The following is a 26,020-nucleotide window of genomic DNA, read 5'->3' as shown; positions in this document are numbered from 1 at the left end:
TCCAACCTCTCGAATTTCATATGACCGACAACGTACCCGGATATTTTGCGATTGGCTTGAATGGGACAAGACGATCTATGGCAGCCGGTTTGTCCATTTCGAGTGTACCTTCGTACATCTTATGCTCGAGCAAACGAACTTAGCGGCCCGGCACGCCAAAGGGCAATGTCCAGCCCGAGGGGCTGTCGACCGGCTTTTCGCGGGAATGGAGAGCAATCGATGCTGAAATCATATTCGAGCGAGACATGATTTCCAGCGTCTCGCCAGGCGTATGGCCGAATTCAGCCTTGAAGAGACGATAAAAGTACTTCTCGTTCGAGAAACCATGTTTCCAGGCAAGCTCCGCTATATGGAGCCTCGGCCCGCTCGGATTCGCCAGCATCTGATAGGCCCGGCGCAAGCGCTTACGCTGTATCTGCCGCATGATGCCGCCATTGCCCTCGAACAAATGGTAAAGCTTCGAACGCGAGACCCCGACGTCGCGGCAAATGCGGTCCGGTGTCAGATCGGATTCGAGCAAATGCGCATCCAGGTAGCGCAGAATGCGGCCGAGCAACAGCTCGCGTATCGGACCGGCCGCCTCCTGCATCGCATCGGATGAGGACGAAACCACTGCTGTCAGGAGCTGCAGTGTCGATTGCACCACATAGGGGATTTCCTGCGGCCGCAACCTGGTGAGATTGCGCAACAGCGAAACGAGATGATCGGTCAGGAGCTGGGCGACGCCAGTTGAGACCGTATGCCCGTGCAGGAGCGCTGTTTGGCTCGGCAACAAATCCCGCGGAACGGCAATCGAAATAATATCGTCGGCCTCGACCAGGCAGTCATTGACTTGGGCGGCATCGAGTATGAACAAGTCGCCAGCCGTCTTGATCGACGAAGCGTTGGTTGATCGATAGGTGAAGCGACCACTCAGAATTGACGTAAATCGGTAAAAATCATATCCGTCGGCCCTGATACGCCGCTCGGATCTCAAAACTTCGTAGGCCGGGGGTCGGCCTTGGTGAAGCAGCCTTCGACCGGACAGGATGAGAGGACCAAGTGCTGCACCAGTCGCTTCCGCGTCGAATGGACCGGATTCAAAATCCCGTAACCTGCAGTCGCAGTGATTGTCCTTGACCCAAAGATGAAACCGATCTTTCTCGGGAAAATTGAGGGTCGAAAAATTGTAGATTAGATCGGACGATGTCTGCGCCATGAATGCAATCCCGGCCCTCGTTTAGCCCGCGAAGCAAACATAGGCGAACCATAGCTTGTGGCAATAGACTGGCTGGACGTATTGAGTGTTTATTCGAGGCGTTTTCTAAATTAGAAATCAGAACTTTATTCGAGGCGCGATCGGTCAGGAAATCTGCATGAAGCATCTCCACAAGCGCGTCATGACACTTCTGCTGGTGAGCCTCGCTCTGGGCGCCACGGCAAAGGCGGCGGATCCCTCCTATGATCGTTACAAGTCTTGGCTGATCGCATGCGACAACGGTTTGACCTGCGAAGCCAAGGGCTTCAACAATGGCGTCATAAGCAGTCCCGACATGCGCTTTCACCGCGCCGCTGGCCCCGACGCGGTGACCGAGGTGACGATCGGCGTCCCTTTTCCAGTCGGCTTGAACGATTTTCGCGCCGATGGGATATCGTTGCATCTTGGATCGGCCTGGCAGCTCAGCCGCGACGAAAATCTCACAACGATCTCGACCAGCAATCCCGCGGCGGTCATGGAACTGCTTTCCGGCTTACGCAACGCCGCCCAGCTGGAGGTTGGGGCCGATAAGGCCGTCATTCCGCTCGATGGCATGGTCGCCGCTCTGTTGCATATGGATGATCGTCAAGGCCGCATCGGCAATGTGACCGCCTTGATCAAGAAAGGGGCTGCTCCTGCATCGAGCGTGGCGGCCGCACCTGCTTTGCCCATCCTCGCGCGTCGAAAGATTGATATCGCCCTATCGGATGCAGAAAAACAGCAGCTTGTCCTGCAAGCAAAAAATTCCGGCAAGGCCGTGTTTGAGGAGGAAGAATGCCAGATCAATACATCGATGGAAGATCTGAAGGAGGAAGCTTATCCGCTCGACGCAGATCACGCCCTTGTATTCATTCCCTGCGTCATGGGTGCTTATCAAGGATCGTCGCTAGCTTTCATCGTGCCGCGGAAAGGAAATGGTGCTCCTATTCCGTTTCAGCCTAAACTTCCTTTCGGCGGTGACGAAACCGAACTGAAAATACTGACGGAACCGGGCTTCGATATGAATACGGGATTATTGCAGATGGCAGGCAGGGGCCGCTCAGTCGGCGATTGTGGGCTCACCGCCGAATGGGTATGGGATGGCGCGCAGTTTCAGCTGGCGGCAGTATCCTATCAGGGAACCTGCGGCGGCAGCCAGCTTGGAGATTGGCCCACTCTATTTCGGACGAGATGAAGGGCAATACTCGTCCCTCCAGTCTGATGTCCGTCCCCAAGTACTACTGCCGGAGGGCGTCGATCATGATCCTGAACGCGGGCGAATTCTGCCGCCGGCTCGGATAGCAGAGATAATAGCCAGGAAAGACCGGCGACCAATCGTCCAGAACCTGAACCAGACGTCCCGACGCGATAGACGCTTGAACGAGATCTTCCGGCAGGTAGGCGATACCGTATCCGCTCAGGGCCGCATCGATCATCGCGTATGAAGTGTTGAAGGTCAGCTGCCCATTGACGCGCACGCGCAATTCCCTGCCGCCTTTCTCGAACTCCCACGCATAGAGGCCACCCGATCGTTCCTGTCGGTGATTGATGCAGATGTGGGTGACAAGCTCCTCCGGATGGCCCGGAGCCCCATGCACGGAAAGATATTCCGGCGATGCGACGGCGACGAGACGCCAGTCGGGGCCGATCCTGGCGGCGATCATATCCTTATCCAGACTTTCCCCAAGCCGGACGCCTGCATCGAACCTTTCTTCCACGATGTTGCGAAAGCCGTTATCGATGTTCAGCTCCAGCTTTATGTCCGGATACTCCTTCAAGACGGGACGCAGCTTCGGCCAGACGACGCTGTTGAGAGCATGGTCCGAAAGCGTCATGCGCACGGTGCCGGATGGCTTATCCCGAAACGCCATGAGTTCGTCTATTTCGGTCTCGATCTCCGCAAGTCGTGGTGCAAGCGACCGGATAAGCCGCTCTCCCACATCCGTGGGCACCACGCTGCGGGTTGTGCGCGTCAAAAGGCGAAGTCCCATGCGAGCCTCCAGACGCTTGACCGCGTGGCTGATCGAGGACTGGGACGTACCGAGTTTCGCCGCGGCCTTCGTAAAGCTCCGTTCCTCCGCGACCGCCAGAAACCACAGCATCTCGTTCAGGTCTTCGCGCTTCATCTCTCATCTCCGACTCGACAATCGATTGATGTCAAGGATCGATAAGTCCAAGCGAATTGCAATGACTAATCATAGGAATGCGCGGCATCTATCTTACGGTCATGACACAGCAATCACTCGCACAACCATTGGACGGCGACATCGCCGACCCGCATGACAGCTCCCGATCCTTACCGCCAGCAATCCCGGAGAGGCGTCCCGCCGCATGGGGCGCCGTGCTGTCGATGGCTCTTTGCGTCGCCGTCCTCATCGCCTCCGAATTCCTGCCGGTCAGCCTGCTTTCGCCGATCGCCGGCGATCTCGGCGTGACGGAGGGCCGGACGGGACAGGCCATATCGATCTCGGGCGTCTTCGCGGTGCTGACGAGCCTCTTCATTTCAAATATCACGCGGGGCATCGACCGCCGGCTCGTGGTCATATGCTTCTCCGCCGTCCTCATCCTGTCGGGTATTATCGTAACGCTGGCGCCCAATTATGCTGTCCTCATGATGGGACGCGCCCTGCTTGGGGTGGCAATCGGGGGCTTCTGGTCGATGTCGACAGCCATCGTCATGCGTCTTATGCCCGAGGAATCGGTGCCGAAGGGCCTGGCCATGCTCAACGCGGGAAATGCCGTTGCAGCCACGATTTCTGCTCCCCTGGGCAGCCTGCTGGGCAATTACATAGGCTGGCGCGGCACCTTTTTCGCGGTCGTGCCACTGGCATTGCTTGCTCTCGTCTGGCAATGGATCACCCTGCCGCCCCTTCCCTCGCGAGGAAAGGAGCTGGCGCCGAACGTATTTCGTCTGCTCGCCCGGCCACAGGTCGCTCTTGGCATGGCCTCGGTCATGCTGCTCTTCATGGGCCAGTTCGCCCTCTTCACCTATCTGCGGCCGTTTATAGAGACCGTCACCGATGTCTCCGTCTCCACACTATCGCTCCTTCTCCTACTGATGGGCCTTGCCGGCGTGGCCGGAACTTACGCCGTCAGCCATTTGCTACGCATACGGCTGTTCAGCATCCTCGCCGCAATCCCCTTCGTCATGGCGATCATTGCCATCGGGCTCGTCCTGTTCGGCACGTTGTCCTCGATTACCGCCTTGCTTCTGATGGGCTGGGGTTTCTTCGGCACGGCAGCTCCGGTTGGATGGGGCACCTGGCTGAGCAGATATATGTCGGATGACGCGGAGGCCGGAGGCGGCCTGCAGGTCGCAACCATCCAGCTTGCCATCACCATCGGCGCATCGGCTGGCGGCGCACTCTTCGATGCCGCGGGCTGGTGGGTAACCTTTGCCTTTGCCGCAGCGCTGCTTTTTAGTTCCTCGCTCTTTGCTATCGTCGCATGGCGCTCGGCAACCAGGCTTTGACATGAAGGCTGGGCCACTCTCTCGCCGCTCGGTTCTTGGTGGTGCAATCGCAACCATCATTCGCCCCGGCATTACCAACGGACAGAATGGCAGCACCCCGGCAAGTCAGGAGACCACTGACATGAAGGTACGTTTCACATTCAACGACCAGATCATGATCGCAAGCCTTTATGAAAATCCATCGGCGGCAGATTTCGCATCCATGCTGCCGCTCGAGCTGACGATCGACAACTACGCGAACAACGAAAAGATCGGCTACCTGCCGCGAAAACTGACTGAGGCTGGAAGTGGCCCCTTCGGCAACGAACGAGCCGGAGATCTCTGCTATTTCGCTCCTTGGGGCAATCTTGCGCTGTTCTACGGCAGCTATCGTTATTCGGCCGGACTGATCCGGCTGGGCCGGTTCGAGGCTGGTTTCGAACCCCTCCTCGTTCGCGGAGAATTTCCGCTGCGGATCGAACGGACCCCATGAACGACAAGGACCGCACCTCAATGGAGCTTCAAATAAGCACGGGTCCACGCTGCCGAGACTTTGGCCCTAATACGCCTGTGACCTACGTCTCAATTCAATCGACTGAAGCCCAAGGAAAGGAACAGATTGCAATCAGGTCCTGTTTTACCAACAGCTCCGTCAATGACGGACGAATAAGAGGTGAAAGGAGATTCTGATGAAAACGAAATTACTTAGCATAGCGGCACTCTCGCTCGGCCTGGCCGCCGGATGCGCCTTCGCCCAGTCGTCGACCGTCACGGGCGCGGCAGGTGGCGCGGCAACCGGTGCCATAGTCGGCGGGCCTGTCGGAGCTGCCGTAGGCGGTGTAGCAGGCGCCATCGTCGGCACCGCCATCGATCCGCCGCCACAGAAGGTGGTTACCTATGTCCGCGAACAGCCTCTGCCCGACGATGGAATGGTTGTGCGCGAACGCGTAGTCGTCGGCCAGCCCTTGCCGTCTACGGTGGTCGTACGAACCGTTCCAAGCAACCCGAAATATGCTTACGCCGTGGTCAACCACGAACGCGTGATCATTGAACCATCATCGCGCAAGGTCATCCAGATTCTTGAGTGACCAAAGTGGAGAGCGGAAACACGCTCTCCAGCCTATCTCAAGGCTTTGCCCGTGTGGCACCCAACCTGGTAAACGACCAGCTATGCATCATCGCCTATACCAGGCAGAAAATTGCCTATCGCCGGATCGAGCAGCGTCCGGGTGGAAAGCTCGACCCGGCGATAGAGCCGGTGGGCGGACCGGCTATGAAATGGCGTCCGCTACATGAACCCCTCAAAATGTTGACCTGAGGGACCTGTCGATACAGACGCGGCAGTCGATATGCTTACGCCGCAAAGCCGTTATTGCAGCGCTTCAGTCGTCGATCCCTGTATCGCTTTGAGGGGCCGTGGATTGCCTTTCCAGCGCGTCGCGAACTTCCGCGATTTTCCCCGTATTCGTTCCGGCTCCAAGAATGCTCTTTGCCTCGGCAAAGGTCTGGTCCGTCACCGGTTTGTTCGACAGCTGCGCCAGTGCCGAACGCAAGGCGCTGTCGCTAAGCGCAGGATCCGTCGGCACGGCCGTCGTTCCATATTGCATTTCGAACTCTGCATATGCTTTCACATAGGCCGAGAGCGCCGCCATCTTGGGATCCTTCGAATTCAGGTAGGCGTGGTAATCTCTCTTGAGCGAACTCAGGCTGCCTTGGCCAGGCTTCGAGACATGTGCCTTCGCGCTTGCGCTATGGGACGTTGCGCTACGGGAATTGGAGTGCTTATCGGGATGATGCGCCAACAAGGAGGATGAGGTGCCCTGCGCCGTGGCCGTATTCGCGGACGTGCCGCTGGCATCGTCGTCACCGGACTTTGCGTGATCGGATTTCCCCTGCCCATGGCTGCCGCCATTGCCGTTGCCATTTCCGCCACCATTTCCATTGCCGCCGCCATTTCCGCCCTTTGCGAATGCCGTCTGTATGAAGCCGACGGCAGTTCCTCCCATGGGAGCGACGGCCAACACCAGGCTGAGGCTTGCCGTACCGATGATAGAACCGATTTTCATGCGCATTTCCTTCACAAAATGTCCGTCGCCTGGGGCAGCGGCCAGCAAATCAATGCGCACTACAATATTGCCGAATTCCCGCGTTTCTACACCGCTCGGACCTATGCCTTGGGTATTAGGACCATGGTCTGATTGATCCCGCCCGTTGGTCCCTTAGATTGCGTGGGCCGGATAGGTCATACCATCCTCAGGTAACCATCCGGCCGGTGCGGACGGGGCAATGGTTGACACTTGATCCAGCTGGGATAGCTATAGAGGTTGGGAGATCAGTGCTGACCATGCCGGTTCTGCGAGCAAATCGTAAACACAAGCTATCTCTGGCAGGTCTGATCGAACGCTGGAACTCTCAATCCTTGGCCAGACAGTTTCTGCTCGCCGGCGGCTTCGTGGCGATCTGCGCGATGCTCGTCGTCGGTTACTTCGTTGCCAGCCTGATTGAAAACGCTGTGACGCGTAATTCCGCGGCGACGACGGCCCTTTACGTCGACAGCGTCATCGCCCCGCTTCTACCCGATATGCAAACCACCCAGGCTCTCGATGACACGGTAACACGGGCCCTTGACGAGACACTCGGCCAGGGCGCGCTTGGGACGCGGCTGTTTTCGTTCCGTTTGTGGCGCAGCGACGGGACCGTCCTCTACTCCAATAACAAAAATCTTTCCGGCAAGCAGTTTCCGCTATCAGACAGCCTCAGAACCGCTTTTTCCGGCCAAATGGTCGCTAAATTCAATCGGATCGACGATGTGGAAAGCGTTGCCGAGCGCAATAGCGGCAAACCGCTGCTGGAAATCTACAATCCGGTGCTGCAGCCCTGGTCGGGCAAGGTCGTCGCCGTTTCCGAGTTTTACGAGGTCGCCAACGACTTCGAAGGGAGCCTGACGCAAGCCCGGCTGTTGAGCTGGCTCGCGGTCGCCTTGTTTACGCTGACATTCTTTGCCCTTCTGTCGATCATCGTCCTGCGCGGCAGCCGCACCATCGACAATCAGCGCAAGGCGCTCAATGGCCGTATCGGCGAGCTGTCGGCGCTTCTTCTGCAGAACGAGGCATTGCGCGCGCGCGTTCAGCGCGCGACGCAGCGTTCGGCCGCGCTCAACGAGAGCTATTTGCGCCGGATTGGCGCCGACCTGCATGACGGTCCCGCCCAATTGATCGCTTATGCCTCCCTGCGTCTGGACAGCCAGACTCTGACAAGCCCCGCCACCGCGCCGGATGACCGCGAGGCATCGCTGCGCACCATCAAAGCCAGCCTCGACGATGCGATGACGGAAATCAGGGGCATCTGCAGCGGGTTGATGCTGCCGCATATCGAGACCGATAATCTGACCGATCTCTTGAGGCGCGCAATCCGCGCGCATGAGCGGCGCACCGGCGTCACCGTCGCGCTCTTTGCGGGCGCGATACCGGAAGACCTTTCCACCTCCGCAAAGATCTGCGTCTATCGCTTCGTCCAGGAAGCCTTGAACAACGGCTATCGCCATGCCGGCGGGATCGGACAAAAGGTCGTGCAATCCCTGGAAGGCGGCCAGGTCGTGATCGAGGTCGCCGATGAAGGGCCGGGATTTGATCCGAAAGATGTCGGTCCGCAAAAACTGGGCCTTGCTGGCCTCAGGGATCGGGTCGAGAGCCTTGGCGGCACGTTTCAGCTTTTATCATCGAACCGGGGAACAACCGTTCGAATGTCTTTGAACATCGAGGAAATGGAACAGGCATGACAGCTGCAATCAGCTTGGCAGTCATCGATGATCACCCGCTCTTCAGGGAAGGTGTCATCCGAAGTCTGACTGAAATGGATGGATTTAGCGTCGTCGGCGAAGGAAGCAGCAAGGAGGACGCACTGCGGATCGCGGTGGAATGCCGGCCGGACATCCTGCTGCTCGACATCTCGATGCCAGGAGGAGGGTTGGAGGCTATCCCAATCATACTCGAACGGATACCCGATCAGAAGATCGTGATGCTGACGGTCTCCGAGGCAAGCGATGACGTGATGGCGGCGCTTAAGGGCGGTGCGAAGGGCTATGTGCTGAAAGGCGTTGGGTCCAGGATGCTCGCCGATATCATTCGCGGCATCGCCGCCGGCGACAGCTATGTCGCGCCGACACTATCGGCGCGCCTGATTTCGGAAACCGGATCGAGCACGCAAATAAATCCCTTCAACGCGCTGACGGATCGGGAACGGGAGGTGCTGGAATTGGCGTCCGCCGGATTGAGCAACAAGCATATCGGCCTGAAGCTCGACTTACATGAAAAAACCATCAAGCATCACATGACCCAGATCTTCACCAAGCTTGAGGTGAGCAATAGAACGGAAGCGGCGATGGCATTCCGGGATGAGCTTGAAAGGCGCCGTCAATGAAGGAAGGACTTGAGCCGCTGCTCGTCTGCAACCGTCGCGTTTCGGTTGACGATCGTGCGGCCCTTTGAATCCTGCATCACATAGCGTCCGCTCTGTATCTTTTCACTCATGCCATCCTTGTGGCGAACGGTCATCGAGCCGTTGCCGGTGTCGGTAGACTGATCGGCATCGACCTGACTTTGCGTCGCGCTCTTGGTGCTGGACGACTGGCCCTTGTCGTTTCCTTTCCCATTGCCGTTACCGTTACCGCCTCCATTGCCGCTGTTGCCGCCACCGTTTCCATTGCCTCCGCCGTTGCCGTTACCGCCGCCATTGCCGCCACCGTTACCACCGCCATTGCCGTTCCCTCCCTTGGCCTCCGCCATCTGCTGCGCAAATGTCGCGGAACCACCGTGAATTTTGACGGTGTAGGGGAGCACGGTGCTGACGAAGGTCAGCAACAAGCATGGCAAGGCAGCAATAAGCTTTCGACGCAATGACACCTGTAGCCTCCTGAGGCTTGAAGTCGTTCCAGCGACGGGCGGTCATCGTTCCCGGCACCAAAGCGCCACCCTTAATCGCCGACTGGCAAGTTCCGATCTCCATATCAGATCGTCGCAACACCGCGAGGGGTCAAGTTTTATCACGCGAGCAAAGCCCGGCTTGGACTTCAGAAATCGCGCCCGGGACCTTTTGCCGACATGGCGTCAGACCAACGTCGGAGACGAAGACGGACTGAAGCCCAATTGCATGATTGCATTATTGAAAGCGATTTTCTCCGGCCGATATGACTGCGGGCACCGGGGCCTTGCCGACGCAGACGCGGTGGTCGAGATCCTAATAACGTCTCTGAAAAAATTGGCACGCGCGATGCGGCAGCATCTTCGCGATCCGTCCGATGGGAGAGTATTATGACCCAACATTGGAGGATATTTCTGGCCCGTGCAGCCCCGCCGGGCGCAATACTGGGCTTCTCGGCCTCCGAATTCGCCATCCAGGTTGCCATCAATCTACGCTATTGCCTGAACCTCGTCGAACCGACGCCCGAATGCCTCGATCTGGCCGAGCTCGTCTTGCTGCGCGCCCAAAAATATGGCGAGGCCAGGATGGGCGATAAGTCGCTGTTGTTCGCAGAAGCGGAAGATGCGCTTGCCCAGGCGACAAGGCTGCTCGAGATCGAACTCGAATATTGCTCGAACCGGGACATGAAGAGCAACTGCGATCAAGCCGCCTGAAATTTTCGTCACTTTAGGCCATGTCACGCCAAGGCCCTATCCGCGTGATCGCAAGGCTGCGGTCAGAGGGAACCTGCTTGCAACGGTCGCGGGCAAGGCGCCGCCCAGAATGCCAATTGCCAATCCGAGCAGACCGGCCGTTGCCATGACATCGCCGGTTACGGAAAGCTGGAAGGCCATGCGCGCGCCATTAGCACCGACGGTGCTTGCCTGCCAACCATTGAAGGCGAGCCACGATACCAGCAGCCCGACCGCCACACCAAGGGCAGCAAGCACGATTGCCTCCACCCATGTCGCAAGAAAAGCCGAAATGCGGCTGAAGCCGAGAGCCCGGACAGTTGCGATCTCGACGGTGCGGTCGGAGACGGAATTCATCATCGTGTTGAGCGCACCTGCGGTCGCGCCGACCGCCATCAGAAGCGCAAGCGGCCATCCGAACAAGCGGATCAGGCTTGCCGTGCGCGCCGACTGAGCGGCGTAAAGCTCGGCTTCGACGACGGCGCGTAGCGGCGTGGTCTTGATGGCCTTGAGCCTATCTTGCAGCCGTGGCAGCGAGGCGGGATCGGCAAGGCGCATGCGAAGGCTTTGCACTTGTCCCTGGCGATCGAAGGCCGGCCGCACCGCGTCGAGATCGGCCCAGATTTCGGATTCGAACGCACTGCCTTGCGCGGAGAACAGACCAACCACCGTCCAGTCGACCGTACCGAGCCGCACCGTGCTGCCGATCGAAAATCCAAACTGCCGCGCGAGGCGGTCTCCGACGACGATCTCGCGCGTACCCGCTGCAAATAGGCGCCCGGCCGACAGGGTTATATTGTCACGGACCGACGAACCGCTTGCGTCCATACCCCGTAAGGCCAAAGTCTGCTCGGTCCCAGCGTTGCCCGGCTTGGAATCGACGGCGACGACGATTTCGCGCGAGAAGATCGGCATGCCCTTGGTATCCCGTGTGATGCCGATATCGCCAGTCATCGCACCAAGCGTGCGGATGACCGAGGCGGGAACGTCCGAACCAGCCTCCTGATTGGTGCCTCCGCCCAGGATGACTGCCACCGAATTCGAGCCGGCGCTTTGCAGAGCGATCTCGAAACCTCTCGCCATGGCCAGAAAGCCTGTGAGAACACAGACGACCAGCGCCACGGAGATCACCATGGAGGCGGAGATGGAGATGCGTCGCGGCAGGCTGAACAGGTTTGCCCTGATCATGACGAATGCTTGCCTGGCATTGGAAGACATGGAATCTACCTCGTTCTGAACGCGGAAATGATCGGGATCCTGAGCGCGTTCAGGGCCGGAAGGGCTCCGGTTACAAGCGCAAGCAGAGCGATCATTGCCAGAGCTTTTGCAAAAATGACGTTGGAAAAGACCAGGCCGATTGCGGGGCCGGTGATCTTCGTTGCAAGCAGCGCAAGCACCAGTCCCATGGTCCCGCCGACCAGGAATATGAAGAGCGTTTCGCCTAGGATGAGCGCCATGATCCATGACTCGGAAAAACCCAGGGTTTTCAGGACACCGATCTCGAAGGTGCGCTCGCGAACGGCAAAGACCATGGTGTTGCCGACGATCATCAGCAGCGTGACGAAGGCTGCTCCGACCACCATGTTCACGATCAGGCCGATATCGGCATATTGGCGCAGGAAGGCTTCGAGGAACTGCTTTTCCGATCTGGTCTGCGTCGGTGCGGCCGAATTGGCGAACAGCTGATTGATCTTGGAGGCGAGCTCTCCGGCCGATACGCCCGGCTGCGGCCTGACGATGAAGGCGTCGACCGTGTCCTTGTTGCGGGCGCGCAGCGCATTGACATAGTCATATTGCGCGATCACGAAATAGGTGTCGGTGGAGGCGTTTTCGCCCTCGAAGATTCCGGCGATTTCGAAGGGCCAGTCGCGGCTGCCGTCCTGCTTTGCCGTATCGAAACTGGTGACTGTGACCGTCTGGCCGACAGCCCACCTTTGCGCCTCGGCAAGTGCTCGGCCGACGAGGACCCTGCTGCGGTCCTTGCCGAGTGCTGCAACCAGACCCGGCGTCAGCCCGAGCTCCTTGCCGTTCGCACTCAAAAGACGTTGAGGCTCAGTCGCGCTCACGGCAATGATGTTCTTCTCGACTGTCGCAAATCCCCGTAGGCGCGACATGTAGCCGACCACTGCCACATCCGGTTCGCCCGCAATTCGGTTCAGGTAGGAGATCGGCAGCGGCTGGGTGCGGCCGGCCGCGCTCATGACGCCGAGAATATCGTCGCTGGCCGCCGACGAACCCTGGCTACCATCGACGAAGCTCGTCGTCAGACCGTAAATGAGAAAGGCCGCGGCAACGCTGACCATCAGCAATATTGTGCGCAACGGCTTTCGCCAGGCGCTTTTTCGCACGAGATCGAGGAACGTCATGCGTCTGCCCTCCCCTCCTCGACGAACTGACCCTTGTCGAGATGCAACGTTCGGCTGGCATAGCTTGCGGCTTGCGGATCGTGGGTGACCATGATGATGGTCTTGCCCAGCTCACGGTTTAAGAAGCGCAGCATGTCCAACACCTCGTCGGCCGATCGGCGATCGAGATCGCCCGTGGGCTCGTCGCAGAGCAGCAACGCCGGATCCGCGACGATCGCCCGCGCGATGCCGACGCGCTGCTGCTGTCCGCCCGACATCAGCTTTGGATATTGCTTCTGGCGGCCGGCAAGCCCGACCAAATCCAAGACCTTGTCGACGCGGACCCGGCGCTCCCTCGACGAAAGCGGCTTCAAGAAAAGCGGCAGCTCGATATTCTCGGCGGCGTTCAGCATCGGCAGGAGATTATAGAACTGGAAGACGATCCCCATATTGTGGGCGCGCCAGGAGGAGCGAGCCGACTCGCCCATCTGATCGAGATTGCTGACCCCGATGCGCAATCGGCCTTGATCCGGCCTATCTATGCCCGACAGCATATTGAGAAGGGTCGATTTTCCGGACCCGGAAGGCCCCATGATGGCGACGAATTCGCCCTGCGCGATCTGCAGGTCAAGATTGGCAAAGATGGGGACGGTCTCGGTCCCGATCCTGTATCCCTTTCTGACGCCGGTGAGCGCGATATAGGGCTCTTTGCTTGTCGAAGAGGTCATTGAAGCGTGCCTCCTGGCTGTTGTGCTGGAACGGTCGAAATACGAATGCGGGCGGCCATGTTCGGCATGATGCCCTCGGGCGGATTGAGAAGCGCAAGGCGCAGGGTAATCGTGCCTTTCTCGCGTGAAGCGGTCGGCCAAAGCTGCAAGATCTCGATGATAAAAGGCTTGTCGGGAAAACCGTCGAGGACGGCTTCGCCGCGAAGGCCCGGCCGAAGCGCGCCGATATTGGTTTCGGCAATATCAGCGTCGATCACGAGGCTCCCGGTATCGGTGATCGTCAGCAGGCTTTCATTTTCCTTGATGCTGTCTATCCGGGCCAGGACACGGCCGCCGATATGGGCATCGAGCCGGGTCACCGTGCCCGAGATCGGAGCTTTCACGATCAGCGCGTCGACATGCTCCTGAGCGATCTTCACGCCGAGTTGCGCTTTGGCGTAAGCTTGGCGGGCCTGATCGACGGCATTGAGGGCGGTATCTCTCGCCGTTCGCGCTTCCTCGACGGTTTGCGTTGAGACCGCGTTTCTTGAGGAAAGCGCCTCGTTACGCTCCAGCGAGCTGAGCGCCTGCTTCAGTTCCAGGATCTTTCCGTCGAGGACAAGCTTGGCTGCGTCGCTGTCCGCCTTGACCTGCTCAAGCGAGAAGTCAGCGCTGATATCGTCAATCTTAACAAGAACCTGACCGGCTTCGACGCGATCGCCGACGCCCACGCCGACCGATGCGATCTCTCCCTCATATTTGGAAAAGACGGTCACGATACTGGGAGCAACGACGTAGCCGGAACCGGTTATCTCAGGCACAGCCGCCAATTGAGGCGGATTGAGAGCGGGCGTTGATGCCTTGGCGCCCGCAGTCGCCTTGTTTGCTTGGCCGCTCGTCTGCGCAACGTTTGGAGCAAGAGCGATTTCCGGCTTCTGCCGCAATATTCTTGTGAACCGAGGCGCAATATCGGGCCAGAAGATAGTGACCGCGATCGCGCCGGCGCCGAGCGCAAGCAGGATACTCAGGACGACAAGCCGCCGACTTTTCCTGATCGGCTGCCCCACGGATTGGAACGAAGGCTCAAGAGAAAGCGACCTGAGCGTTTCGGCGAGTTTGCGATTGTCTTCAGTGATCGTGTTCATGCCGCCAACATGAACGGGACGGGAGGAAATTCGACCTCAAACGCGTTTCAGATCGTACTCGATCGCGATTTGGTACTTTTGCCCCTCCTATGCGGCTGCCAAGGTCTTCTTCCGCCACTCCAACGGCGTGACTTCGGTCACGCGCCGGAACTCGCGATTGAAATTGGATTTCGTCTGAAAGCCGACCGCATACATGATCTCGATGACCGACTTTTCGGTTTCGGTCAGCAGCTTGCAGGCGGCGGCAACGCGAAATTCATTGACATATTGCGAGACGTTTTTTCCGGTGGCCCGGTTGATCGCCTCGGAAATCTGCCGCGCCGACAGGCCGGCCTTGCGCGCCAGTCTGTTCAAGGTCAGATCGTGATCTTCGTAAAGCCGTCTGTCCGACATCAGCGCTTGAACGGCAGCCATCGTCTCGATATCTCCCGCGTCCGCTTTCGGGACCTCGGCGATCTCAGGCGCCTCCCTTGCCGCGCCACTGCGGCTGGCGGCCGCCGCGGCGGCAGACAAGATGATAAGCGCCACCAGGTTCCCACCGACAATGAGCGTCGGCGCGTAGCGGCCATGGGTCCATATCAAATCGAAGGCCACGATCGTATCAAGCGCCGCGGAAAGCAGCAGTGAGGCAGCCGCAAACAGAATCGCATAATAGGCAGGCCTGGCTTCGTCGAAGGCGGCAAGGCGAAGCGCGTCCATTCCCGGCCGCATCAGCCGCAATATGGCGATGGTATAACCGATGAAGATAAGAACAAGGACAACGTCGATCGCGTCGCGCCAAACGATCATCGACATCAGAACAAGAACCGTAGGCAGACAATGAATACCGACGCGCAGGAAAGGCGGTCGCGCACTCTTCCTGACCAACTGAAACACGCCCGCATAGACCAGCGGCGGCATGGTCGCAGCGATCAACGGGGCCACATACATGACGGCCTGGACCCCGTAACCCCATCGCAATCCCGACAGCACGGACTGAAAAGCGCTGACCAGGATCAGCGCCAGAAACGGGACATTGGCCGGCCGTTCGTCATCTCGCCCGGCCACCATGGCAAACAGCACGAGCAGCACGATGGCGACGGCGAAGGGAAATGGAATAAAAAGCATGACAGTCACCCACGGCGGCTTGAAAACAATAGAATGAAACCATGCCAGCAACTGTCGCTTCGCACGACCTCGATCACGTTTCAGTACCATGTCATTGCCATAAATTGACGCCTGCTACCGGTCAAGCGCGACCGCCCCCACTACACCAATCTGGAGGCCATCAGCGAATCCTTGCGGGCGCTGATAGCGTCGGGAACGGTCATTGCTCCAGACGCTCAGTTTGGAGATTGGTTTAGTGATCCTTACGGAAACCTCGATCTGGATGGGCCGCGGATCTTCACATAGGTTTCATCGACGCGCCAGCTCGTTGATTGTGGCCGACGCCAGTGCCAGCACAGCCGCTTTTCGATCTCAGGCGCGTACTTCTGAGCCCGGCGATAAATCGCGGAATGATCGACTGGTACGCCCCGTTAGCCCATCATTTGCTCGAGATCACGGTAGCTGACGTCGTAGCGGCAATACCATCGCACCGCCCAAAAGATAATCTCGCCCTCAAAATGGCGCCACTTGAAATCGTTCATTGAAAGTCTTGTTGAAAATCTTCGGCGCCCTTTCGGACATCAATGCGATTCTTGCAACAGAGCCACGGAAACTCATCATTCGCGCTCGGGCGGCATCTCGAACTCGTTGAAGTGCTGGCCGAGGTCTTGCATCATTTCGAACCGCGCGCGGGCGGTGTCGCCCAATCTTCCCGCCACCGAATTGATCAGCAAGTTCAGAATGACCGACAGACTGGCGGCTGAATCCCAGAAGGTTCTGACATGCGTCGAGCCCTGAAGTACGAGCTCCGTGTACTCATAGGCCCAGTTCGAGAAGCGGTCGGTGACGATGATCAGTGGAATCTTGAGGTCACGGACGCGCTCGGAAAGCAGCAAGCCTTTCCGTGCATAAGAGGCTGTATCCACAAGGAACACGCAACTCTCCTGCGGATCGCTCTCGAGAATCTCGGAGTAGACGCCTGTACTGCCCTCCGAAAATCGAACTCCGCCACGGGCGTACTTGAGGCGGCTCGCGAAATCGAGCGCCAGCCCCTTGGAGGCTTGGAAGCCGACGACATACACGGTCTTGCATCGCGTTAACAGCTCGACCGCCGCGTGCCATCGTTCAAGTGTGGTCAGCAGATAGGCATCGGTGATGGCGCGCAGCTCAAGTTCGAGGCTGGTTTCCAGTTCCCCGACTTCGCCGTGCTGGACGTGAAAGCGCTCCAGCGTATCATCGAGCGCGCGACTATTGCCGCTTTCGGCCGGTTTCAGCGCGTCCTTCAGTTCCTTGAGGCTTGCATAGCCGAGGCCGCGGATAAAGCGGATGACGCTCATCTCGCTGACGCCGGCCTGCGCTGCAATCGCCGCGCCGGTCTCATAGGGAATATTCTGCAGATTATCGCGCAGGTAGGCCGCCACAATCCGGCCGGAGCGGGTAAGAGAAGCGTCACCTTCCCTTAGGACCTGCTCCAGCCGCGACAGGGTTTCTTCAGTGTCGACCGTGTCATTCATCGGATGCTCCGGCTCGTTCCAGCACCCGCTCGAGGCGTGGCGCCGATTCCAACAAAAGCTTGGTATAGCTGTCTTGTGGCTGATGGAGAACCGTTTCCGCGTTGCCGAACTCGACCAGTTTCGCGGCGCGGAAGACGGCTATGCGGTCGCAGAACTTCCGCACCACCGAGAGGTCATGGGAAATATAGATGACTGTCAGGTGCCGCTCGCTGCGCAGACGCTGCAGTAGCTTAAGGATCTGCGCCTGGATCGTCACATCCAGCGCCGATGTTATTTCGTCAGCGATCAGCACCTCCGGATCAAGCGCGAGCGCACGCGCGATGCCGACCCGTTGGCACTGCCCACCAGAGAGTTGTCGTGGCTTTCGATCGGCGAACTCCGGCGGCAGCTCGACCTGGCGCATCAACACGCGGGCGCGCACGAGCGCTTCGCCGCGCGTCGCAAGGCCGTGGCGGATCATCGGCTCGGCAACGGCGTCGATGACCCGTATGCGGGGATTGAGCGAGTCGAAGGGATTCTGGAACACCATCTGAACCTTGCAACGGTACTTCGCGAGATCCCGGCCCTTAAAGTCGGCGATATTCCTGCCGCGGAAGCGGATTTCGCCACATGACGGCTCCACCAATCGCATGATAGCTCGCGCTATGGTGCTCTTGCCCGAACCGCTTTCGCCGACTATCCCCAGGCATTCGCCGTCGTCAACTATCAGGCTCACATCCTGCAAGGCAGGTACGGCATTCCTTCGCATCCCCAGGCCGCCAGGCTTGGAATAAGTGATAGACAACTGCTCAACTTCGATAAGTGGGGCCTTGCGCTGGCAATTCTGCGTGGTCGGTGGAAGCGCAAGCGACGATGGCTGAGAGTCGATCAGAAGCTTCGTATATGCATGCTTCGGCGAACGGAGAACCTCGCATGCCAGCCCCTGCTCCATGATCTCGCCGTTGCGCATCACAACCATGCGATGGCAGAGTTCCGCGATCACGGCCAGATCATGAGAGACGAAGACGATGCTCAAGCCATGGGCGCGGTTGAGCTCGCGCAACAGCTCGATAATGCGTGCCTGCACCGTCACGTCCAGGGCTGTGGTCGGCTCGTCTGCGAGAAGCAGGCGCGGCCGGCAGGCGGTCGCGCTGCCGATCATGCCGCGCTGCTTCATGCCGCCGGAAAGTTCGTGCGGATAGGCATCGACTCGGCGTTCGGGTTCGTTGATCTGTACCGAGCGCAGCACGTCGATTGCATTCTGTCGCGCCTTGTTCCGCGCCTGGCCGAAATGGTGACGCAGCGGTTCCATCACATGTCCACCCAATGTCATCAGCGGATCGAGATGCGACGACGGATTCTGGAACACCATCGAGATATCACGCCCGCGGATCGCTCGCAGCTCCTCGCCGGAAAGCGTCAGTAGACCCTTGCCGTCGAAATTTATCCGTCCGCTGACAACGGCACCGCGGGGCAAGAGACCGAGCAGCGACCGGCAGGTGACGGATTTGCCGGACCCGCTTTCGCCGACCAGCCCCAATATCTCGCCTTCCTCGAGGCTGAACGAGATATTCTTGACGACAGGCATGTTGCCGAAGGCAACTGAAAGATTTTCAACCTCGAGGAGGCACCGCTTGGGCTGTGTCGTCATCATGTTCATCGTCCCAAGACCCTCGACAGTCCATCGCTGGTCAGGACGAAGCCGAAGCCGAGCGACATCGCCGCGAGGCCTGGAAAGAAACAAATCCACCAGGCATCGACGACATAGGGCTGACCGTCGGCAATCATCGCGCCCCATTCCGGCGTCGGCGGCTGGACACTGAGGCCAAGGAACCCGAGACTGGCGCCGGCAAGCAGCACGAGAACGGCATCGGTCGTTGCATAAACCAGCAAACTGGAGAACGTATTCGGCAGCACATGGCGCGCCATGACGATCGCCGGCCGGTAGCCGAGCGCCTGCGCCGCCGTCACGAATTCCCTGTTCTTCAGCACCAGGACCTCGGCTCGCACCAGTCGTGCGTACGACACCCATCCGACGAACGTCAGCGCCACGAAATAGTTGAACAGTCCTGGACCAAGCATGCCGACGATGGCGATCACCAAGACAAAGAAGGGGAAAGCCACGGTGATATCAACGATCCGCATCATCAAGACGTCGGTGAGCCCCCCGAAGTAGCCAGCGATGAGGCCGATCATGGCGCCGATGAGAAGGGGCGGAATGACGCCGGCTACCCCCATCCAGATATCGATGCGGGCCGCATTGAGGACGCGCGCGAACACGTCGCGCCCGAGATGGTCCGTGCCGAAGAAATGATCAGCGGACGGCGGCTGAAGCAGGCCGATGAGGTCTATGGCATTGGGGTCGGTGCCGGAAAACAGAGGCGCTGCGAGGGCGAGAAGTACCCAGGCAAGGATAATGATCGTCCCCACGGCGATCTCGATCGCTCCAGGCCCGAAGTGATAGCGCGTGCTTGTAGACAGGAGGCTCATCATAGTTTCACCCTGGGATCTATCGTCGTGGAAAGGATGTCGATCGTCAGCGTCACGATCACCGACGCGACGGCGTAGAACAGGGTCAGCCCCTGGATGACGTAGTAGTCGCGGCCGAGAACTGCGCCGACCATCAGCGTACCGAGCCCGGGCACCGCATAGATAATCTCCACGACAACGGAACTGCCGATGAGGAAGGCGATCATCACGCCGAGAAGATTGAGTGTCGGCAGAACGGAGTTGACGAGTACGTGGCGGCGGAAAATGTAGCCTTCCCGCAGCCCCTTGGAGCGGCTCGCCGTGACATAGTCGGATTCCGTTTCATTGATCAACGCCGCGCGCAAACTGCGCAGTAGCAACGGCACCAGCCAAGTCGATGTGCTGATTGCCGGTAGGAAGAGGTGATGGAGATGCTCCATGAACCCTTCGCCGTAGCCGCTCACTGGAAACCAACCAAGTTCGACTCCAAAAAAGCGGGACATCATCAGTGCCAGCCAGAAGACCGGGACCGTCATGCCGAGAATGGCAAGAGCGCGGATGAGATGATCGGGCCAGCGGTCCCGGCAACGCGCCGAAACGACTGCCAGCAGAACCGTTGCCGGGACGCTGATAGCGACGACATAGGCGATCAGGAAAAGTGTCGCCGGCAGGAAGTCGAGGATCAGTCCCCCAACCGGCGTCTGGTAACGGATCGAACGGCCGAGATCGCCCTGCAGCACATGCGACAGATAGGTGAAGTACTGGACGACGACCGGCTGATCGAGGCCGTATTGCTCCCGTAGCTGCGCGACGGCTTCTTCGGTCGCACGGTCTCCCAGCAGCAGCCGAACCGGATCGCCGGGCGAAAGTTGCACCAGCAGGAAACTCACCAGACTGATCCCGATCAGAACCGGAATCAGTTGGAGCAGACGTTGCCCGAGGGCGGACAAGAACGACATTGGAAACCTCGAACCTTTTCTCGGACGACGGCGCTGCGGCAGGCGGCCTTACTTGCCGGCGATCACTGCTTCCTCAAGCGACCATTGCAGCATCGGGTTCATACCGAGGCTTTTAATGCGATCGCTGTAAGCGTTGGTGTAAGACGCGTAGAAGAGCGGGATTTGCGACACTTCCGTAGTCGTTATCTCCTGTATCTGCCGGTAGAGTTCCGCGCGCTTGTCTTTGACGAGTTCCCTCGCCGCGGCTTCCGTCAGCTCGTCCACTTTCGGATTATCGTAGCCGGTGTAGAAGCTCTTGGTGCCGCAGGAGCCGCAAAGCGCCCAACGGACCGCGAGATCGGGGTCGAGCGTTTCGTTGTACCACCAGCTTGCCGCGGCGTGGTAGTCGCCGGCCGGAATGCGTTCCCACCAGACGCCGCGATCGACCTTCTCAATCTTGGACTTGATGCCGACGGCAGCCCATTGCGCCTGGATCAGCACGGCGAGCTTTTCGTCCTCGCCGGACGCGTCTGCCAGCAAGACAAGCTCCTCGCCCTTATAGCCTGACTCCGCCAGCAGCGCCCGCGCCTTCGCCGGATCATAGGCGATGCCGGGGTAGTTCGCGACATGGTAGTCCAGGGCGCCGGGCAGCGTCGTTGTCGCCGGCTTGGCATGTCCGAGCGTCATTGCCTTGGTAGTGGCGGCTGCATCCAGGGCATGGGCCGCCGCCTGACGGACCTTGACGTCATCGAATGGTGGTTTCCCTTCGTTCAAGAGCGTCATGTAGATCACCGTCGACGGCTCCAGCGGCAGCGTGAGCCCCTTGCGTGCCTGCACTTCGGACACACGCGACCAGGGAACGTCGCGCGCAGCGTCCAACTCGCCCGACAACATCATCGAGACACGCGTGTTAGCATCGGGAATCTCGATCAACTCCGCGCCGTCGTTCTTCGGATACCCCACGCGCCAGTAGTTCGGATTGCGCTTCAGGATTAGCCGGTCGTTGGGGTGCCACGCGCTGACCACGTAGGGGCCGGAGGTCACGGGAGTAGTAGTAAAGGCATCCTTTCCACGTTTTTCGACATCGGCCTTCGAAACGATGCCGGCATTGAAGACCTCGAGATTGCCAAGGAACGGTGCAAAGGGGTGCTTCAGTGTCAGCACAACCGTCGTGTCGCCATCCGCACGTACCTCCTTCAATTGCTGGAGCGGCGCTGAATAGGCCGACTCTTTGTCGTCCCGCACGCGTAAGAGGCTGAAGACCACATCTGCGGCCGCGATCGGGCTGCCATCGGAAAATTTCGCGTCCCGGAGCTTCATCGTCACGACCGTACCATCGGCGGAAACGCTCCAGGATTCGGCAAGGCCTGGCTCGAGCTGCCCGTTGGCGCCGCGGCGCAGCAGCCGCGAATAGAGCTGCCCGAATGTTTCGATGTTACCCGCCGCGGCCGAGCGCATCGGATCAAGAGTGCTCGTCGCATAGGGCGAACCGATGCGAATGAGGTCCTGGCCGAGTGCGGCTGGGGACGTTGCGAGAAAGGAAAGTGCCATCGCCATACCTGCGGCGGCGGTCCGGTACCAATGCATCTCTGTTCTCCCATTTTTTTGTAGAAAGGAACTTGTCGCCCCTTCCATTCGTGATTTGATGTATTTATAACATGCTTGTCAATATAAGATATATAAATATCAAATCGGGAGTCGAGATGCGCCATTCAGGGGAAAAACTGCGTGCTCGCGAACTGGGACTCGCCTTCGAGGGCCAGACGGGAAATTTCAACGCGATCACCGACGTGCCGGGCGTCCTGGTCGGCTATTCAACGATCATAGAAGGCCATGGATCTCTGCAGCAGGGTCGCGGACCTGTTCGCACCGGCGTAACGGCGATCCTTCCGCGCGGGAGAGACAAGACCATGAGGCCGATTTGGGCCGGGTTCCATGCGCTGAACGGCAACGGGGAGGTGACCGGCGTCCAATGGGTCAAGCACGCCGGTCACTTTTATGGGCCTATCTGCATCACCAACACGCATAGTATCGGCGCGGTTCATGAAGGCGTAACCTCTTGGATGATCGACCATTACGCGGAAGACTACTCGGAGAAGCACGTCTGGGCGTTGCCGGTCGTCGGCGAAACCTATGATGGCGCGCTGAACGACATCAACGGCCTGCACGTTCGCCCCCACCACGCGCAGGCAGCGATCGAAACAGCCGTAAGCGGCCGGATCGCGGAGGGCAATGTCGGCGGCGGAACCGGCATGGTCGCCTACGAATTCAAGGGGGGCACCGGAACCGCATCGCAAATCGTCCGGTTGAACGACAAAGACTACACGGTCGGCGTCCTGGTTCAGGCAAACCACGGCCTGCGCGACTGGTTCACCGTCCTCGGTGTACCCGTTGGGCGCCATCTCACCGCCGACCGGCTGTATTCTGCCGAGCAAGGCTCTATCATCGTCGTGATCGCAACGGATATCCCGATGTTACCACATCAGCTTGAGCGCGTCGCACAACGCGGTTCGATCGGTATCGGTCGCAACGGCACGCCGGGCGGCAATAACTCCGGTGACATGTTCCTGGCCTTCAGCACCGCCAACGCGATGACACGCGACGAGTTCGCGAGTGCGCCCCGTCGCATGGAGTGCATCCCTGACGAATGGTTCGATCCGGTCTATCTGGCGACGGTCAGGGCGGTCGACGAGGCGATCGTCAATGCCATGCTGGCAGCCGAAGACATGGAAACGCTGAAGCCGGCAGGGAAGATATGCCGGGCGATCGATCCAGAGGCGCTGGTCGAAGTTCTGGCGCAATACGGAAGGATGGCGTGAAATGGAGAGTCAGGCGAACGCGACGATGGGGCCGGCGATGATCACGGAACGGCTGCCGGTCGTCGAATGCGGATCGACCGATCCGCGTGGACGCGGCCGAGCGCATGGGGAAAGCCTGCGCGAGGTCATCCGCGACAAGATTGAGCGCTGGCAGGCAGCCATCGAAACGGAATACGGTGAGGTCCCCACGCCTTTCCTCGAACGCCTCCTGAAAGAAACCCGATTCCGAGCGGCGATCGCAAGCTATACGCCTGACTTGATGGAGGAGGTCCTGGGCATCGCGGAAGGCGCTGGGATCGACGCGGAGACCGCCTATGCACTGCAACTCATGGACGAGGAATGGTGGTTCGGCCGGGCGACGCATGACGGCCATTGCAGCAGCGCGGCAGTCGCGCCCGCCAATGGGAATGCCACGGTGATGGGGCAGACGATGGACCTGCCCGCCTGGCACGACGGCGCGCAGGCGCTACTGCGCCTCAGGGACCGCGATGGCCTGCAGACTCTGGTCTTCACATCCGCCGGCATGATCGGGCTGATGGGTGTATCCGGCCACGGGCTGGGCGTTTGCGTCAACACACTTTCCGGCCTGCGCCCCCGGTTGGACGGTCTGCCCGTCGCCTTCGTCATGCGCGGTCTGCTGGCGAGGAAAACCCTCACCGATGCCGTGCGCTTTCTTTCCGAGCTTCCGCATGCATCCGGTCAGAACTATCTCATCGGCGACGCCCGGACGGTGCGCGCCTTTGAATGCTCCGCCGCCGGGGCGACGGAAATCCCGGCAGGAGACGGGCGGATCCTTCACACCAACCATCCTCTGGCAAGCAGCGACCTCAGGCCGGGTGCCGTGTCGAGCGAGAATTCGAGGGCACGGCTCGAAAACCTCCAGGCCGAGTTTGACGGTCGCCCGGCCGACCAGCCAACCGAAACTCTCAAATCCGCCCTTGCCAGCCGACGCGAGAACGGAACCATTTCGATAGCGCGCAACCGGGAGACGAGACCGACGCAACTGATGACGATTGGCGGCGTCGCCTACGAGATCGGCGACACCATCCGCTTCTGGATCAGTGGCGGCTCGCCAAGCCAGGGCACCTGGCGGGAGATGTTGTTCGATTGACCGATGTCGCGATGCCACGTCCGCGCCCCGTCTGCCGGCTGATCGGTGGGTTGTGGGTAAGCGCGCATTTCCCTGCGCGTTGACGCGGGCGCCATGAGGGTGATCGTCTTTTGCCGATGGGCCTTGATCAGGCAGGTGCGGTTTTTGCGAAGTTGAATGGTAAGAGGTCGTTGATGTCGGCGCCGTCTGGACGCTGCGGCAGTTCAGTGAAGATGTGTCGCAACCAGGCGAATGGCTCGACGCCACAGGCGCGACAGGTCAGCATAAGGCTGTAGGTGACGGCGCTTGCCTTGGCTCCGTCAGTGGTGTCGCTGAATAGCCACGATTTCCTGCCGGTGGCAAAAACTCTGATATCGCGTTCGAGTAAATTGTTGTCGATCGGCATCCTGCCGTCTTCGGTATAGCGCGTCAGATATTGCCATTGGTTGCGCGTATAGGAGATCGCATCGCCGAGCTTGGTGACGGGCACGACCTTGGAGGCCATACTGTCGAGCCACTCCTTCAGGGCATCAAGGACTGGAACGCTATGCTTCTGGCGCAAGCGCCGGATGCAATCGGCCTGCGTTTCGCCGTCGTCGGGCTTTTCGTCCCGCACCTGCCTTTCAATCCGATAGAGCTGGTCGAAGAACTTCAATGCCTGCGCGGGCGGCCCGCTTTGTTTCTTCCCGGCCTTGAAGGCGTTGACGAAGCGTCGCCTGGCGTGAGCCATACACCCGACATGCGTTGCGCCCTTCAGGGTTCGCCAAGCCTGATAGCCGTCGCTCATCAGGATGCCGCGATAGTCACCAAGGAAAGTCTGCGGATGCACCTGCCCGCGACCGGGCTGATATTCGAGCAGCACAACCGGCTCTAGGCTGTCCTGCCCACTGCGATAGGCCCAGATGTAGGACTCGTCGGTTGCCTTCCTGTCTTTTTCCTTCAGCACCTGCACCGTGGTCTCGTCACCGTGAATGACGCTCTGCGACAAGAGCCGCTGCTTCAGAGCATCGTAGATGCGAACGAGGTGCTTCTCGCTGGATCTGATCACCCAATGGCCAAGAGCGCCACGGCTCACAGGGACGCCGGCGCGCTCGAACGCCTGTGCGAGACGATAGAGTGGTGTGCCATCGACATATTTGTGAACGAGCGCGAAGGCCAGTGTCGAGGCCGTGGCAATACTGCCCGGCAAGGGCTGTGCTGGCATCGGCGCGATGATAACGGGCGTACGGATATCGGTGCGCTCGCAGTTGCGGCAAGCGTACTTGGCCCGAGCATTCTGCAGCACCGTGGCCTTCACCTCGATATGAAGCTGCTCGGTGACGAGTTCGCCCATGCGATGCAACGGATGGCGGCAGCACGGGCAGGTCTTCTGATCGTCGGCAAGGTCATATTCAACGCGTTGGCGTGGCAAATTTGCCGGAAGAGGTTTACGCCCGCGCTTGCGGCCTTCGGGCGTTTCCACCTCTGGCAATCCCGTCTTGGGAAGCTCCGTGGCGTCTATCTCTTCACAATCGGCCAAGCCCTCATCAGCATCCGCCTTAAGAGCGGCGTTCTCGGCTTCATTGAAGACGCGATCCATATGCTTTTCGCTGCGCGGCGCAAAACGATGC

At 59.5% G+C, this 26,020-nt stretch carries 25 protein-coding genes and 1 pseudogene; 10 read left to right on the top strand and 16 right to left on the bottom strand.

What is annotated here, in order from left to right:
* Positions 1-139: 139 nt before the first annotated feature.
* Positions 140-1,198 carry an AraC family transcriptional regulator gene (locus ACPYOP_RS05320; RefSeq protein WP_481409350.1) on the bottom strand — a complete coding sequence of 353 codons (1,059 nt, stop codon included), beginning with the start codon at positions 1,196-1,198 and terminating at the stop codon, positions 140-142.
* A gap of 181 nt (positions 1,199-1,379) precedes the next feature.
* Here ACPYOP_RS05320 and ACPYOP_RS05315 point away from each other — a divergent pair, with 181 nt between their 5' ends.
* Positions 1,380-2,411 (top strand): DUF1176 domain-containing protein, encoded by a 1,032-nt coding sequence (locus ACPYOP_RS05315; protein ID WP_481409349.1) that lies wholly within the window; start codon positions 1,380-1,382, stop codon positions 2,409-2,411.
* A gap of 43 nt (positions 2,412-2,454) precedes the next feature.
* Here the strand turns inward: ACPYOP_RS05315 and ACPYOP_RS05310 are convergent, their stop codons facing one another.
* A complete protein-coding gene (locus ACPYOP_RS05310) occupies positions 2,455-3,342 on the bottom strand; it encodes a LysR family transcriptional regulator (RefSeq protein ID WP_481409348.1) in 888 nt (295 codons plus the stop codon).
* 101 nt (positions 3,343-3,443) lie between these two features.
* On the opposite strand from ACPYOP_RS05310, the gene ACPYOP_RS05305 reads away from it, so the two are divergent.
* From ACPYOP_RS05305 to ACPYOP_RS05290, 4 genes are all read left to right on the top strand, one after another.
* The gene (locus ACPYOP_RS05305; RefSeq protein WP_481409502.1) at positions 3,444-4,688 is read left to right on the top strand and encodes an MFS transporter; all 1,245 of its coding nucleotides are present in this window, start codon (positions 3,444-3,446) and stop codon (positions 4,686-4,688) included.
* Between the two features lies 1 nt (position 4,689).
* Entirely contained in the window at positions 4,690-5,160 is a 471-nt protein-coding gene (locus ACPYOP_RS05300) for a cyclophilin-like fold protein (RefSeq protein WP_481409347.1), read from the top strand.
* Between the two features lie 196 nt (positions 5,161-5,356).
* Positions 5,357-5,755, top strand: coding sequence for a DUF1236 domain-containing protein (locus tag ACPYOP_RS05295; RefSeq protein WP_481409346.1), 399 nt, complete (start codon positions 5,357-5,359; stop codon positions 5,753-5,755).
* On the top strand, positions 5,752-5,985 hold the full coding sequence (locus ACPYOP_RS05290; protein WP_481409345.1) for a hypothetical protein: 234 nt from the start codon (positions 5,752-5,754) through the stop codon (positions 5,983-5,985). Before ACPYOP_RS05295 ends, ACPYOP_RS05290 begins: the two co-directional genes overlap by 4 nt.
* A gap of 64 nt (positions 5,986-6,049) precedes the next feature.
* Here the strand turns inward: ACPYOP_RS05290 and ACPYOP_RS05285 are convergent, their stop codons facing one another.
* A complete protein-coding gene (locus ACPYOP_RS05285) occupies positions 6,050-6,733 on the bottom strand; it encodes a hypothetical protein (RefSeq protein ID WP_481409344.1) in 684 nt (227 codons plus the stop codon).
* Between the two features lie 278 nt (positions 6,734-7,011).
* On the opposite strand from ACPYOP_RS05285, the gene ACPYOP_RS05280 reads away from it, so the two are divergent.
* Positions 7,012-8,445, top strand: coding sequence for a sensor histidine kinase (locus tag ACPYOP_RS05280; RefSeq protein WP_481409343.1), 1,434 nt, complete (start codon positions 7,012-7,014; stop codon positions 8,443-8,445).
* Positions 8,442-9,086, top strand: a complete 645-nt coding sequence (locus ACPYOP_RS05275; RefSeq protein ID WP_481409342.1) for a response regulator — start codon at positions 8,442-8,444, stop codon at positions 9,084-9,086. The genes ACPYOP_RS05280 and ACPYOP_RS05275 overlap by 4 nt, the downstream gene beginning before the upstream one ends.
* On the opposite strand, the gene ACPYOP_RS05270 is transcribed toward ACPYOP_RS05275, so the two are convergent.
* A complete protein-coding gene (locus tag ACPYOP_RS05270) occupies positions 9,080-9,568 on the bottom strand; it encodes a hypothetical protein (protein WP_481409341.1) in 489 nt (162 codons plus the stop codon). The two genes, ACPYOP_RS05275 and ACPYOP_RS05270, sit on opposite strands and share 7 nt — an antisense overlap.
* Positions 9,569-9,976: 408 nt before the next feature.
* Between ACPYOP_RS05270 and ACPYOP_RS05265 the strand changes: the two genes are divergently transcribed.
* A complete protein-coding gene (locus ACPYOP_RS05265; protein ID WP_481409340.1) occupies positions 9,977-10,300 on the top strand; it encodes a hypothetical protein in 324 nt (107 codons plus the stop codon).
* A gap of 36 nt (positions 10,301-10,336) precedes the next feature.
* On the opposite strand, the gene ACPYOP_RS05260 is transcribed toward ACPYOP_RS05265, so the two are convergent.
* From ACPYOP_RS05260 to ACPYOP_RS05210, 11 genes and pseudogenes are all read right to left on the bottom strand, one after another.
* Positions 10,337-11,536, bottom strand: coding sequence for an ABC transporter permease (locus tag ACPYOP_RS05260; RefSeq protein WP_481409339.1), 1,200 nt, complete (start codon positions 11,534-11,536; stop codon positions 10,337-10,339).
* Between the two features lie 5 nt (positions 11,537-11,541).
* Entirely contained in the window at positions 11,542-12,684 is a 1,143-nt protein-coding gene (locus ACPYOP_RS05255; protein ID WP_481409338.1) for an ABC transporter permease, read from the bottom strand.
* Positions 12,681-13,391 (bottom strand): ABC transporter ATP-binding protein, encoded by a 711-nt coding sequence (locus ACPYOP_RS05250; protein WP_481409337.1) that lies wholly within the window; start codon positions 13,389-13,391, stop codon positions 12,681-12,683. The genes ACPYOP_RS05255 and ACPYOP_RS05250 overlap by 4 nt, the downstream gene beginning before the upstream one ends.
* Entirely contained in the window at positions 13,388-14,515 is a 1,128-nt protein-coding gene (locus tag ACPYOP_RS05245) for an efflux RND transporter periplasmic adaptor subunit (protein WP_481409336.1), read from the bottom strand. Before ACPYOP_RS05245 ends, ACPYOP_RS05250 begins: the two co-directional genes overlap by 4 nt.
* Before the next feature lie 87 nt (positions 14,516-14,602).
* Positions 14,603-15,622 carry a helix-turn-helix domain-containing protein gene (locus tag ACPYOP_RS05240; protein WP_481409335.1) on the bottom strand — a complete coding sequence of 340 codons (1,020 nt, stop codon included), beginning with the start codon at positions 15,620-15,622 and terminating at the stop codon, positions 14,603-14,605.
* A 266-nt stretch (positions 15,623-15,888) separates the two neighbouring features.
* A pseudogene (locus tag ACPYOP_RS05235) lies at positions 15,889-16,143 on the bottom strand (IS6 family transposase); the annotation flags it as partial.
* Positions 16,144-16,218: 75 nt separating this feature from the next.
* Positions 16,219-17,115, bottom strand: coding sequence for a MurR/RpiR family transcriptional regulator (locus ACPYOP_RS05230; protein WP_481409334.1), 897 nt, complete (start codon positions 17,113-17,115; stop codon positions 16,219-16,221).
* Positions 17,108-18,748 (bottom strand): dipeptide ABC transporter ATP-binding protein, encoded by a 1,641-nt coding sequence (locus tag ACPYOP_RS05225; protein WP_481409333.1) that lies wholly within the window; start codon positions 18,746-18,748, stop codon positions 17,108-17,110. The genes ACPYOP_RS05230 and ACPYOP_RS05225 overlap by 8 nt, the downstream gene beginning before the upstream one ends.
* 2 nt (positions 18,749-18,750) lie before the next feature.
* Complete coding sequence (locus ACPYOP_RS05220; protein ID WP_481409332.1) at positions 18,751-19,584, bottom strand: ABC transporter permease; 834 nt, start codon at positions 19,582-19,584, stop codon at positions 18,751-18,753.
* Positions 19,584-20,522: an ABC transporter permease gene (locus ACPYOP_RS05215; protein WP_481409331.1), complete on the bottom strand. Its 939-nt coding sequence runs from the start codon at positions 20,520-20,522 to the stop codon at positions 19,584-19,586. Before ACPYOP_RS05215 ends, ACPYOP_RS05220 begins: the two co-directional genes overlap by 1 nt.
* A gap of 48 nt (positions 20,523-20,570) precedes the next feature.
* Complete coding sequence (locus ACPYOP_RS05210) at positions 20,571-22,088, bottom strand: ABC transporter substrate-binding protein (protein ID WP_481409330.1); 1,518 nt, start codon at positions 22,086-22,088, stop codon at positions 20,571-20,573.
* 116 nt (positions 22,089-22,204) lie between these two features.
* Here ACPYOP_RS05210 and ACPYOP_RS05205 point away from each other — a divergent pair, with 116 nt between their 5' ends.
* Both ACPYOP_RS05205 and ACPYOP_RS05200 read left to right on the top strand, forming a co-directional pair.
* Positions 22,205-23,320 carry a DmpA family aminopeptidase gene (locus ACPYOP_RS05205; RefSeq protein WP_481409329.1) on the top strand — a complete coding sequence of 372 codons (1,116 nt, stop codon included), beginning with the start codon at positions 22,205-22,207 and terminating at the stop codon, positions 23,318-23,320.
* A gap of 1 nt (position 23,321) precedes the next feature.
* Positions 23,322-24,431: a C45 family autoproteolytic acyltransferase/hydolase gene (locus ACPYOP_RS05200; protein WP_481409328.1), complete on the top strand. Its 1,110-nt coding sequence runs from the start codon at positions 23,322-23,324 to the stop codon at positions 24,429-24,431.
* A gap of 127 nt (positions 24,432-24,558) precedes the next feature.
* Here ACPYOP_RS05200 and tnpC read toward each other — a convergent pair.
* A partial coding sequence (gene tnpC, locus ACPYOP_RS05195) for an IS66 family transposase (RefSeq protein ID WP_481409327.1) occupies positions 24,559-26,020 on the bottom strand: 1,462 nt, incomplete at its 5' end.

Source organism: Rhizobium sp. KNZ2-6A, assembly GCF_056755475.1.
This window is presented reverse-complemented; position numbering and strand designations above follow the sequence as displayed.